Source organism: Mycobacterium simiae (assembly GCF_010727605.1).
In the GTDB taxonomy this organism is placed as follows: Bacteria; Actinomycetota; Actinomycetes; order Mycobacteriales; family Mycobacteriaceae; genus Mycobacterium; species Mycobacterium simiae.
This window is the reverse complement of sequence record NZ_AP022568.1, coordinates 1,289,649-1,301,658: the sequence shown is the minus strand read 5'-3', so window position 1 is coordinate 1,301,658 and position 12,010 is coordinate 1,289,649. Positions and strand designations below refer to the sequence as shown.

Annotated in this window: 11 protein-coding genes, 1 tRNA gene and 1 pseudogene; 8 read left to right on the top strand and 5 right to left on the bottom strand. The window is 65.6% G+C overall.

Annotated features, from left to right (window positions below):
* Window positions 1–18 precede the first annotated feature (18 nt).
* The 3 genes from G6N33_RS05935 to G6N33_RS05925 all read right to left on the bottom strand — a co-directional run bounded on the left by G6N33_RS05935 (window position 19) and on the right by G6N33_RS05925 (window position 3,165).
* Complete coding sequence (locus tag G6N33_RS05935) at window positions 19–873, bottom strand: cyclodehydratase (protein WP_044510134.1); 855 nt, start codon at window positions 871–873, stop codon at window positions 19–21.
* A gap of 65 nt (window positions 874–938) precedes the next feature.
* On the bottom strand, window positions 939–1,676 hold the full coding sequence (locus G6N33_RS05930; RefSeq protein WP_231382568.1) for a C39 family peptidase: 738 nt from the start codon (window positions 1,674–1,676) through the stop codon (window positions 939–941).
* Window positions 1,677–1,782: 106 nt separating this feature from the next.
* Window positions 1,783–3,165: a zinc-dependent metalloprotease gene (locus tag G6N33_RS05925; protein ID WP_101528666.1), complete on the bottom strand. Its 1,383-nt coding sequence runs from the start codon at window positions 3,163–3,165 to the stop codon at window positions 1,783–1,785.
* Between the two features lie 78 nt (window positions 3,166–3,243).
* On the opposite strand from G6N33_RS05925, the gene G6N33_RS05920 reads away from it, so the two are divergent.
* Together G6N33_RS05920 and G6N33_RS05915 are read left to right on the top strand one after the other, a co-directional pair.
* A complete protein-coding gene (locus G6N33_RS05920; RefSeq protein WP_044510136.1) occupies window positions 3,244–4,266 on the top strand; it encodes a YlbL family protein in 1,023 nt (340 codons plus the stop codon).
* A 71-nt stretch (window positions 4,267–4,337) separates the two neighbouring features.
* Window positions 4,338–7,319, top strand: a complete 2,982-nt coding sequence (locus G6N33_RS05915; protein WP_044510137.1) for a UPF0182 family protein — start codon at window positions 4,338–4,340, stop codon at window positions 7,317–7,319.
* Window positions 7,320–7,359: 40 nt separating this feature from the next.
* Here the strand turns inward: G6N33_RS05915 and G6N33_RS05910 are convergent, their stop codons facing one another.
* Window positions 7,360–8,331: a GlxA family transcriptional regulator gene (locus tag G6N33_RS05910; protein ID WP_231382569.1), complete on the bottom strand. Its 972-nt coding sequence runs from the start codon at window positions 8,329–8,331 to the stop codon at window positions 7,360–7,362.
* Between the two features lie 105 nt (window positions 8,332–8,436).
* Here G6N33_RS05910 and G6N33_RS05905 point away from each other — a divergent pair, with 105 nt between their 5' ends.
* The 6 genes from G6N33_RS05905 (at window position 8,437) to G6N33_RS05880 (ending at window position 11,838) form a co-directional block, all read left to right on the top strand.
* Window positions 8,437–9,087, top strand: a complete 651-nt coding sequence (locus G6N33_RS05905; RefSeq protein WP_044510139.1) for an HD domain-containing protein — start codon at window positions 8,437–8,439, stop codon at window positions 9,085–9,087.
* A 21-nt stretch (window positions 9,088–9,108) separates the two neighbouring features.
* Window positions 9,109–9,759, top strand: coding sequence for an HD domain-containing protein (locus G6N33_RS05900; RefSeq protein ID WP_044510140.1), 651 nt, complete (start codon window positions 9,109–9,111; stop codon window positions 9,757–9,759).
* Between the two features lie 32 nt (window positions 9,760–9,791).
* Window positions 9,792–10,475 (top strand): nitroreductase family protein, encoded by a 684-nt coding sequence (locus tag G6N33_RS05895; RefSeq protein ID WP_044510141.1) that lies wholly within the window; start codon window positions 9,792–9,794, stop codon window positions 10,473–10,475.
* An 8-nt stretch (window positions 10,476–10,483) separates the two neighbouring features.
* Window positions 10,484–11,020 carry a cupin domain-containing protein gene (locus tag G6N33_RS05890; protein ID WP_044512943.1) on the top strand — a complete coding sequence of 179 codons (537 nt, stop codon included), beginning with the start codon at window positions 10,484–10,486 and terminating at the stop codon, window positions 11,018–11,020.
* A gap of 72 nt (window positions 11,021–11,092) precedes the next feature.
* Window positions 11,093–11,169 (top strand) — tRNA-Met (locus G6N33_RS05885).
* A gap of 207 nt (window positions 11,170–11,376) precedes the next feature.
* A complete protein-coding gene (locus G6N33_RS05880; protein ID WP_044510142.1) occupies window positions 11,377–11,838 on the top strand; it encodes a DUF2834 domain-containing protein in 462 nt (153 codons plus the stop codon).
* Between the two features lie 22 nt (window positions 11,839–11,860).
* On the opposite strand, the pseudogene G6N33_RS27230 reads toward G6N33_RS05880, so the two are convergent.
* Window positions 11,861–11,995 (bottom strand): annotated as a pseudogene (locus tag G6N33_RS27230) (transcriptional regulator); the annotation flags it as partial.
* Window positions 11,996–12,010: the final 15 nt, after the last annotated feature.

The window sequence follows — 12,010 nt, the reverse complement described above, 5'->3', positions numbered from 1 at the left end:
CCCGCGTCCGGCCCCCAATCAGCAGGAACACAACGGGTGGCGGGTCCACTGCCGCGCGACGATCGCCCCGGCGTTGAGGTCGAACTCCAGGGTCGCGTTGAGCACCTGCGGCGGGTCGGCGTCCGGTCCGGCATCGTCCCCGCGCACCGCGGCGATCACCCGATTCACCTGGCTGAGCGCCAGCGCGGCGGTGGCCAGCAACGTGGCCCGATCGGCCACGCCGACGGTCTCGCGGAGCTGTGCCGCGACGGCGGGCCAGGCGGCGTCGCGGTCGCTGCGGTGCAAGTCGGCGCACCCCAGGCAGCTGGTCACGCCGGGGATGACCAGCGGCCCTACCAGACCGGTGCCGTCGCGGACTCGCACCGCCAAGTGCGGTACGCCCTGGCTGTGCAGGTCGCGCACTAGGTGCGGGTCAGCGACCAGATAGTCGGCCAGCACCACCAGATCTACGGCGGCGCGAGTGACCGCGGCGTGCGGCTGGCTGCTGTGCGCGATCCGGGCGCCGGAACACCGCAGCGCCTCCATCAGCAAGTCCGACAGCGGGCCGCGACCGTGGACCCGGATTGAGGCCGCCCGCCCGCCGGTCTGCCGGAACCCCCGCGTCACCACCCCGGCGCGCACCAACTGGGCCACCAGGTCGGTCAGGCCGTCACCGTCGGACAGTCCGTGCTCGACGGCTTGGCGGTGCAGCTCGGTGATCGGCAGGGGAGAACGCATCGCGCGCAGCAGCGCGGCAAGCGTCGCGGCGGCCAGGCCGCGGGGTGGGCGGACCAGGACCGCCCGGCGAGGATCCCAGCCGACCTGAACCGCGCCGTCGGGGCGCAATAGCACGGGCATGGCCGGGTCGAGCGCATACAGCGCGGCACGCGGCATGAGTCGGACTGTGCCATGGATCGGGCTACTGTCCGTTCAGCTATCCACAGGGCCGTCGGTGGTGCTCAGCCGGGCGGCGCGGTGACGATGATCGTGTGCTGACCGGCTTGCCACGCGGTCATGAAACTGGCGATGCTCACCGTCGTGTTGCCGTGGTCGGCATAGGGGTCGTTGAGATGCACGGCGTCACGGTTGGTGTCGATCCCGGTGACGACGAGCAAGTGATCGGCAGTCTTACGCTGGTCGTTGCTATTGAGGATGGTTCCACCGTTGACCCAGGCGATGACTTTGCGGTTGGCGCCGAGGTCCTGCTCGAGGGCGGCGAGCGTTACCTCGTCGGGGTACTTGTCCCAGGTCATTCGCGATTTGATGCCGTAGTGCTCGAGCAGCACGACGGTGTCGGCCGCATCGATGCCACCTTTTTCGGTGTCGTGGCCCGGGTCGCCGGTGGGCAGGTAAACCGGGCCGTCGCGAATCGACGACGGCGTGTTCTGCGCCAGCGCGATGACCTCTTCCTCGGTCACGGCCATGCCGGTGACCTCACCGACCACGTCGGCCACGGAAGCCAGCCCGCACGTGTCCTCGGTCGACTGCTGCACCCAGTACTTGGCGGCCGCGTCCGGGTCGCCGTATACGCCGCTTGTCGCCGTGACCGCTGCCGTTGACGCCGCTGCCGTCGAGGACGGGGCCGCATGGCATCCCGATGCCAGCGACACGGTGGCCCCTGCGAGACCGGCGCAGATGAGCACGGTCGCGCGTCGGGCGTGGAAAATTCGGGCGCCGAACATTCGGGCGTTGAACATGTGCCGCCAAGGCCGTCGGGGAGTCGATGCGCCGACAACGTAACACCCTCAGCAAACGGTTACGTCCTTATTGAACGCAATTCAGTAGGCCTGCGCACCGCCCCGGTCAGCGGTCGGCAGAACCGCCGTCCGCCCCGGGGTCTTGTTCTTCCAGGCGAGCGATCGCCTCGTCGATTCCGGTGGTGTCCCCGCCGATGACCCGGTCGATGAAGCCGGCCGGATCATCGAGATCGTCGGCGCCGGGCAGCAGATCGGGGTGTTGCCAGACGGCGTCGCGGGCGTCGGCGCCGACGGCCTCGGTCAGGCGCTGCCACAGCGCCGCGGCCTCGCGCAGCTTTCGCGGCCGCAGCTCCAGGCCGACCAGGGTGGCGAACGTCTGCTCGGCGGGGCCGCCGCTGGCCCTGCGCCGGCGCAGGGTCTCGCTCAGCGCGGCGGTACCGGGGATCCGATCGCCCAGCGCCGCGGTAACGACGAGCTGGACCCAGCCCTCGATAAGGGCGAGCAGGGTCTCGAGTCGTTCCAACGCCTGGGTCTGCGCCGGGGTGGCCTTGGGCTCGAATACACCCTGGCCGAGCAGGTTCTCGATGGCCGCCGGATCCGCCAGTGAGGCGGGGTTGAAGTCGCGGGCCAGCTCTTCGATCCCGCTCATGTCGATCTGCATGCCCTTGGCGTAGGCCTCGACGGCGCCCAGCAGCTGGCTGGCCAACCAGGGCACGTGACTGAATAGCCGGTGATGAGCGGCCTCCCGCGCGGCCAGAAACGTCATGATTTCACTGCGCGGCTGCTCGAGCCCGGCGGCGAATTCTTCCACGGCGTCGGGCATGATCGCCGCCACGCCTTTGGGACCAAGTGGCAGGCCGATGTCGGTCGATGTCAGCACTTCGCGGGACAACCGGCCCAAGGCCTGGCCCAGCTGCGAGCCGAACGCCATGCCGCCCATCTGCGACATCATCGCCATCAGCGGGCCGGCCATGCTTTTAGCTTCTTCCGGCAGCGACTGCGCCCACACCGACGAAATCTGTTGGGCCATCGGGTCGCACAGTCGCTTCCAGATCGGCAGGGTGTTGTCCACCCAATCGCTGGGGCTCCAGCCAACCGCCTTGGTCGCGCCGGAGGGCAGCGGGGTGACACCGTCGAGCCAGGTGTCGGCCAGGCGTACCGCGTCGCCGATCGCCGAGGTTGTCGAGGCCGGAATCGGAGCCACGAAGCCGATCGAGCTGGACGCGACCTGGCGGGCGAGCTCGTAGTTGACGGGTCCCGACTGCCCGCCGGCCGTCGCCGTGCCGGCGTTGCTGAACATCTGACCCAGTTGGGTGAAGATTTGCCCCAGATCGCCCATGCTGAAGTCCCCGCTCATACCGAAAGCGCCGAGCGGGTTTGACGCACCCGAGCCGGACTCGGGATCGTTCTTCCCGTGCTTGTCGCGCTCGGGGTCTTCTCCTGAGGAGAAGCCGAAAGGCAGGTCAGCCATAACCCCAACGGTACTCACCGCCGGATTGGCTGGCGCCATCAGTTGTCACGCTTGTAGCTGAACCGGCGACCAACGGGCCCGGTTAGGGTTAGCGGCGTGAACAGGCGGATTCTGACCTTGATGGTCGCGCTGGTGCCGATCCTGGTCTTCGGCGTGTTGCTCGCGGTGGTGACGGTGCCGTTTGTCTCCCTGGGTCCCGGCCCCACCTTCGACACCCTGGGCGAGGTCGACGGCAAGCAGGTGGTCGCCATCGAGGGCACCCAAACCCATCCGACGACCGGCCACCTCAACATGACCACGGTGTCCCAGCGTGACGAGCTGAGCCTGGGCGAGGCGCTGACCCTGTGGTTCTCCGGACAGGAGCAGCTGGTGCCGCGCGACCTGATCTACCCGCCCGGAAAGTCGCGCGAAGAGGTCGACAAGGCCAACAACGCCGATTTCAAGGACTCCGAGGACAGCGCAGAGTACGCCGCTTTGGGCTACCTGAAATACGCGCCCGCGATCACCGTCGCGACCGTCACCGACCCCGGACCGTCGGTGGGCAAGCTGAAGGTCGGTGATGCCATCGACGCGGTCAACGGCACGCCGGTCGCCAACGTCGAGCAGTTCACCGGCATGCTGAAGAGCACCAAGCCCGGGCAGGCGGTGACGATCGACTACCGGCGCAAGAACGAGCCGGCCGGCGTCGCGCAGGTCACGTTGGGCACCAACAAAGACCGCGACTACGGCTTCCTGGGTGTCGCGGTCCTCGACGCGCCGTGGGCACCGTTCTCGGTGGACTTCAACCTCGCCAACGTGGGTGGACCGTCGGCGGGTCTGATGTTCAGCCTTGCGCTGGTCGACAAGCTCACCACCGGCGATCTGGCCGGTTCGACGTTCATCGCCGGGACGGGCACCATCTCCTCCGACGGCAAGGTCGGCCAGATCGGCGGCATCACGCACAAAATGGTCGCCGCGCAGGAGGCCGGCGCCACGGTGTTCCTGGTGCCCGCCAAGAACTGTTACGAGGCGGCTTCGGACAATCCGCACGGCTTGCGCTTGGTCAAGGTCGAGACCCTTTCCCAGGCGGTGGATGCGTTACACGCGATCCAGCAGGGCGGCCAGGCGCCGAGTTGCTAGTCCGTCGTTACGCGCGCAGCGGTGCGTACAGTTGTGACCGTCCCGGCCACATTGATCAGGGAGCGTAGCCAGTGGGGATGCGGCCCACCGCAAGAATGCCGAAGCTGACACGACGCAGCCGGATTCTCATCATGATCGCGCTCGGCGTGATCGCGCTGTTGCTCGCCGGGCCGCGGCTGATCGACGCGTACGTCGACTGGTTGTGGTTCGGCGAACTCGGGTACCGCTCGGTGTTCACCACCGTCCTGTGGACCCGCATTGTGGTGTTTTTGATCGCTGGCCTGGTCGTCGGCGGCATCGTATTCGCTGGGCTGGCGCTGGCCTACCGCTCGCGACCGGTCTTCGTCCCGAGCAACGACAACGACCCGGTGGCGCGGTATCGCGCCGTGGTGATGACCCGGCTGCGGGTGGTGGCCATCGGTGTCCCCACGGCGATAGGCCTGTTGGCCGGCGTGGTCGCGCAGAGCTACTGGGTACGCATTCAGTTGTTCTTGCACGGCGGGGACTTTGGCATCAAAGATCCGCAGTTCGGTAAGGACCTCGGCTTTTATGCGTTCGAGCTGCCGTTCTATCGGCTGGTGCTCAGTTATTTGTTCGTGTCGGTTTTCCTGGCTTTCTTAGCGAACCTGTTGGCGCACTACATCTTCGGCGGCATCCGGTTGTCTGGTCGCACCGGTGCGCTGAGTCGCTCAGCGCGAATTCAGTTGATCAGCCTGGTCGGTACGCTGGTCCTGCTCAAGGCCGTCGCCTACTGGCTGGACCGTTACGAGTTGCTGTCGCACACGCGCGGCGGTAAGCCGTTCACCGGCGCCGGCTACACCGACATCAACGCGGTGTTGCCGGCGAAGCTGATCCTGATGGCGATCGCGATCATCTGCGCGGCCGCGGTGTTCTCCGCGATTACGCTGAAGGATTTGCGGATCCCGGCGATCGGACTGGTGCTGTTGTTGCTGTCGTCGCTGATCGTCGGCGCCGGGTGGCCCCTGATCGTCGAGCAGATCAGCGTGAGACCCAATGCCGCGCAAAAGGAAAGCGAATACATCAGCCGAAGCATCACCGCGACGCGCCAAGCGTATGGGCTCACCTCCGATGTGGTGACCTACCGCAACTACAGCGGGGATAGCCAGGCCACCGCCCAGCAGGTCGCCGCCGACCGGGCGACGACCTCCAATATCCGATTGCTCGACCCGACGATCATCAGCCCGGCGTTCACCCAGTTCCAGCAGGGCAAGAACTTCTACTATTTCCCCGATCAGCTGTCGATCGACCGCTACCTCGACCGCAACGGCGCGCTGCGCGACTATGTGGTCGCGGCCCGAGAACTCAACCCGGACAGGCTGATCGACAACCAGCGTGACTGGATCAACCGGCACACCGTCTTCACCCACGGCAATGGATTCATCGCCTCGCCGGCCAACACGGTCCGCGGGATCGCCAACGATCCGACCCAGAACGGTGGCTATCCGGAATTCTTGGTCAACGTCGTCGGCGCCAACGGTGGTGTGGTCTCCGAGGGGCCGGCCGCGTTGGATCAGCCTCGCATCTACTTCGGTCCGGTCATCTCCAGCGCGTCCGCCGACTACGCGATCGTCGGCAAGAACGGCGCCGACCGGGAATACGACTACGAGACCAACACCGAAACCAAGAATTACACCTATACCGGGGCCGGTGGGGTTCCGATCGGCGATTGGCTGTCCCGCAGCGTGTTCGCCGCCAAGTTCGCCGAGCGGAACTTCTTGTTCTCCAACGTGATTGGTAACAACAGCAAGATTCTGTTCAATCGGGACCCGGCGGCCCGGGTGGAGGCGGTGGCGCCGTGGCTGACCACCGACAGCGCCGTGTACCCGGCCATCGTCAACAAGCGCCTGGTGTGGATCATCGACGGCTACACCACGCTGGACAATTACCCATACTCGGAGCTGACGTCCTTGGAGTCCGCGACCGCGGACTCCACCGAGGTGGCGTTCAACAAGCTGGGGCCGGACAAGCAGGTCTCCTATATCCGTAACTCGGTGAAGGCCACCGTCGACGCGTACGACGGCACCGTGACGCTGTACCAGCAGGACGAGCAGGATCCGGTACTCAAGGCCTGGATGAAAGTTTTCCCCGGCACGGTCAAACCCAAGAGCGACATCACCCCCGAACTCGCCGAGCACCTGCGCTATCCCGAGGACCTGTTCAAGGTGCAACGGATGCTGCTGGCGAAATATCACGTCAACGACCCGGTGACGTTCTTCTCCACGTCGGACTTTTGGGACGTCCCGCTCGATCCGAACCCCACCGCCAGCAGCTACCAGCCGCCGTATTACATCGTCGCGAAAAACATTGCGAAGAACGACAATACGTCGTCATACCAATTGACGAGCGCGATGAACCGGTTCAAGCGCGATTATCTGGCCGCCTACATCAGTGCGAGCTCCGATCCCGCGACGTACGGCAAGATCACCGTGCTGACCATTCCCGGTCAGGTCAACGGCCCGAAGCTGGCCAATAATGCGATCACCACCGACCCAGCGGTCTCCCAGGATCTCGGTGTGATCGGGCGCGACAACCAGAACCGAATACGGTGGGGCAACTTGCTGACCTTGCCGGTGGCTCAGGGTGGGCTGCTCTATGTCGAACCCGTCTACGCCTCGCCGGGGGCCAGCGACGCCGCGTCGTCGTACCCGCGGTTGATCCGAGTGGCCATGATGTACAACGACAAGATCGGTTACGGCCCCACGGTCGGAGATGCACTCACCGGGTTGTTCGGGCCCGGCGCCGGTGCGGCGGCCACGGGAATCGTGCCCACCGACGGCGGCGCGCCCGCGAGCCCGCCCGCGGGTCCGCCTCCGCCTGCCGTGTCGCCGGGTACTGCACCACCCCCAGCGGCGGCACCCCCGGCGGCTGACGGGACTACTACCTTGTCCCCGGCGAAAGCTGCTGCGCTGCAAGATATTCAGACGGCGATCAACGCCGCGCGGGACGCGCAGAAGAAGGGTGATTTCGCGGGCTACGGGGCGGCGCTGCAGCGGCTCGATGACGCGATCAACAAGTACAACAACACGAAGTAGCCGCTCCTCTTGCTCCGCATAGCTACTGCGGTCACGAATTTCAGGCGCAGGCCGTGCGGAACCGGTCTCGGTACGCCTTCGGACTGATGCCCAGGTGTTGGACGAACACCCGGCGCAACGTTTCGATGCTGCCGAACCCCGCGAGGTGCGCGGCCTCGGTGACGGTCCGTCCGGATTCCAGTCCGGCCCGCGCGAAATCGACCCGCACCAACTCGACGTAGCGGGCCGGGGTCATGCCGAGCTCGGACTGAAACAGTCGGGTCAATTGGCGGGTGCTCAGCGATGCCCGGGCCGCGAGCTTCTTCACGCTGTGGTCGCGAGCGGGATCGGCCGCGATGGCGTCGGTAACGGTCCGCAGCGGCGAGCCCGGCGGTGGGTCGGCCTCGACGAGCACCGAGAACTGCGACTGGCCACCCGCGCGTTTGAGGTAGACGACCAACCAGCGGGCCACCTCGCGAACCAGCTCGGTGCCGTAGTCCATTTCGACTAATGCCAGCGCCAGGTCGATGCCGGCGGAAATGCCGGCCGAGGTGTACACGTCGCCGTCACGGATGAAGATGGCGTCCGGCTCCACAGTCGTGTCCGGGAAGGCCCGGGCCAGCAAGCGCGTGTCGTGCCAATGCGTGGTCGCCCGGCGGCCGTGCAGCAGGCCGGCTTGGGCGAGCAGGAAGGAGCCCGTGCATACGGAAGCCACCCGCCGGGACCGCTGCGCCAGGCCTCTGATCGCGTCGACCAGCGCGGGGTCGAGCGGACGCGCCGGTAGGGCGTCGCTTCCGGCAACCAGCACGGTGTCGGCCACCTCGATGGACGAGATGCTGTCCGTGACACCCAATGGGGTCCCCAGCGAGGTCCGCACGTCGCACCCATCCAGGGATGCGACTTTGAGCTGATAGTCCGCGCCGAATCGGTTGGCTTCGACGAAGACTTCACCCACTCCCGCGACGTCTAACAATGTCACCTCGTCGAAGACGACGATAACCACCACTCGCGACCGCGTTCCGGCTTCAACCACGAAGCCATTGTGTCGCTTTCTGTGGAAAAGACGGCCCGAACGACTGGGGTCGAATGGTATGAGCGGTCGCACACTAGCTACCAGGCCCGACAAGGAGGCGCACTCATGACCACTCAATCCGCTGACACCATCGCCGGCATCGCCATACCCGAGACGCCGCTGGTACGCGAGATCACCGCGTACATCCGGGATGCCGAGAATGACTTGCTGTTCGACCACTCCCGTCGGGTGTTCCTGTTCGGCGCGCTGCAGGGCCAGCGACGCGGGCTCGAGCCGAATCTGGAGTTGCTGTACGCCGGGGCGATGTTCCACGATCTGGGCATCACCGAGCCATACCGAAACTCAATGCTGCGCTTCGAGGTGGACAGCGCCAACGCGGCGCGACAGTTCTTGTTGGAGCACGATGTCGACCAGGCCGACGCCGACAAGGTGTGGTTGAGTATCGCCTTGCACACCACCCCCGGCATTCCCGAGTTCCTGGCTCCGGAAGTGGCGTTGGTTACCGCCGGTGTGGAAACCGACGTGCTGGGCATCGAGCGCGACGAGCTGTCGCCCGAAACGCTGGCCGCGGTCACGGCCGCTCACCCGCGCCCGAACTTCAAGCGGCGCATCCTGGGCGCGTTCAACGACGGCATGAAGCATCGCCCGCACAGCACCTTCGGCACCGTCAACGACGACGTGCTCGCACACTTCGATCCGTCGTTCGTCCGGGACAACTTCGTCGACATCATTCTCAACAACACCTGGCCCGAGTAGCGGCCTCGTCGAGACACGATCATGACCACCGGATCGATGGAAACCGTAGCCGGCGTGGCCGTCCCCGACACCGCATTGGTGCGCGCGGCGACCGAACTCATCCGCGGCGCGGAACAAGACGTGCTGTTTCACCATTCGCGCCGAGTGTTTTTCTTCGCCGCGCTGCACGGCCGCCGTCTGGGCCTGCAACCGGACCCAGAGCTGCTTTATGTCGCGGCGATGTTCCACGACCTCGGACTCAGCTCCCGCTACGGCACCTCGATGCAGCGCTTCGAAATCGACGGCGCCGACGCGGCGCGCGGCTTCCTATTGGAACATGGTGTGGCACAAGCGGATGCGGACAAGGTTTGGCTCGGCATCGCGTTGCACACCACGCCCGAGGTTCCCGCCCGCCTCGATGCTCAAACCGCCGTGCTGGCAGCCGGTGTCGCGACCGATGTGGTCGGTGTCGGCCATGAGCAGCTCGGCGTGGATGCGGTCGCCGCGGTGATCGCTGCCCATCCGCGGCCGGACTTCAAAAACCGGATCCTGGCCGCGTTCAACGACGGGATGAAGCATCGGCCGGACACCACGTTCGGGACGATGAACGATGACGTGCTGGCGTACTTTGACCCCAGTTTCGAGCGGATCAGCATGGTGGACCTCGTCCTCAACAGCACTTTGCCCGGATAGCGGGCACCCGAGTAGATGGGAGGAATGGCGAAATGGATATCTATGAAGGGCTTTACACCACCAGGATGATGCGGCGGTTGCGGCCGGATCCCATTCCGCTGGAGACTCAGGCTCGCATCCTCGACGCGGCGGTGCGCGCCCCGAACGGGGGCAATACTCAGCGTTGGCACTTCGTCGCCGTTGACGATCGGGATCTCATCCGCCGGTTTGCCGGGCTGTTCCGCCAGGCCCGCGCCCTGGAATACGCGAAGTTCGCGTCCGGCGCCGGGCCCATGGCCGCGCCGGCGCCCGGCGCGGACACGGCCGCTCATGCCGAGACGATGCGCCGCATGAAGGGCTCCGGTGACTACCTGGCCGACCATTTTGAAGAAATTCCCTTGCTGCTCTTCGTCTTTGCCATCGACGATCTCGGCGGGGCCAACATTTATCCGGCGATCTGGAGTGCGTTGCTTGCCGCCCGGGCCGAGGGTGTTGGCGGCGTGATGACGATGGTGCTTCGTAACTTCGAGGACGAGGTGAATGAGCTGCTGGGTGTTCCGGTCGAGCAGGGCTGGAAGATGTCGGCGATGCTGACCCTCGGCTATCCGCTGGGCAGGTGGGGGGTTGCGGCCAATCGCCGTCCCGTGCATGAAGTTTCATCACGCAACGGGTGGGGCAAGCCGTTCGGTGTCGAGGTGCCGGAGCCGTTGTGGCCGTCTGGCGGGAGCTCGAAATGATCCGCGAAATGTCGGATCTGCACCGGATCGGGATTTCGGTGGTGCGGCCCGGCGAGGGTGACTACGTGGCCATCCCGGGTTTCGGGGCGGCCTTCAAGCTCTCCGGTAAGAACAACAATGGCGAGGTGTCCATCGTCGAGCACCCGTTTGAGGTCGGCTTCATTTCTGCGGCGCATCGACACAGCCGCGAGGACGAGCATTCGTTCGTGTTGGCGGGGGAGATTGGTTTTCGGTCCGACGACAGTGAGGTGGTGCTCGGGCCCGGCGGTTACATCACCAAGCCGCGCGGCCAGATGCACGCGATGTGGAATGCCGGGAACGTGCCGGGTCGCATCGTCGAGATCATCACGCCCGGCGGGTTCGAGAATTACTTCCGGGAGCTCGGTGAGCTGCTCTCCGAGCACACCGGCAACCCGTCTGCGAAGCCGCTGCACGAGCTGCCCGAGTTCGGCCAACTCGCCGACAAGTACGGCCTGACCTACGGCTCGCCGGCCTGGATGGACGACATCGCGCGCCGGTACGGGCTGCGGCCGCAGACCCACTGACCCGGCGGAAACCCCCGCTGAGCGTGCGATTTGGTCGGCTTGACCCAGGTTCGGTAACCTGACATTTACCGACGCGGGGTGGAGCAGCTCGGTAGCTCGCTGGGCTCATAACCCAGAGGTCGCAGGTTCGAATCCTGTCCCCGCTACCATGTGGTGTCGCAAGACATCGGAATAGCCCTGAACCTACGTTAGGTTCGGGGTTTTTTCCGTGTGGGGCCTTTGGGGGCGCGCCGGTTGGGTGGCAGTCCCTAGCGGGGTCGAGGGTGAAGTCGCGCAGGAGTTTCTCCGGTGGCGGCGTTGATGATTTTGATGCCATTTCCCACAGCTTCGGGTGCGCGTTCGCCTAGCGTTTCTCCATGACATCAACCGAGCAGGTTCAGCCGGCAGCATCGATGCCCACGTCCCGCAAGGTGCTGTGCGCCGTTTACGCGCTCATCGCGCTGATTGCGCTGGGGGCGACGTGGAGTCAAACCGCCGCGTACACGCACAGTGGTGCCGCGTTCTTCTTTTCTTTCTGGCAGGACACGAGGGTCAATGCCGCGTCGCGCAATATCACTGCGGACGCGCTGATGCTTAGTCTGTCCGTCGTCATCCTGATGGTGTTAGAAGCAAGGAAGCGCGGCGTGCGGTTCGTGTGGCTCTACGTACTCGGGGGCGTCTTCGTCGCCATCAGTGTGACGGTGCCCCTGTTCTTGATCGCTCGCGAGATTCGGATGGGCTCGGCGGAGCAGCCGCGCCTCCGTCCACTCGATGTGATCTTGTTGGTCGTCACTGGAGCCGGCGCCATAGCGCTGACTTTCTGGGTCGACATCGGCTGAACGTCGCGGCGGGATCCTGGGCTTAAGCGGTCAATTCGACGGTGTTGTCGCCGAACTCGGCGACGATGCGCAGCTGTCCGCCTAGCGCGGCCATGTACGCCTGCAGGGCGCCCAGCTCGGTATGCGACAGGTCACCGCTTTCCAGCTTGGAAACGCGGACCTAGCCACGAGA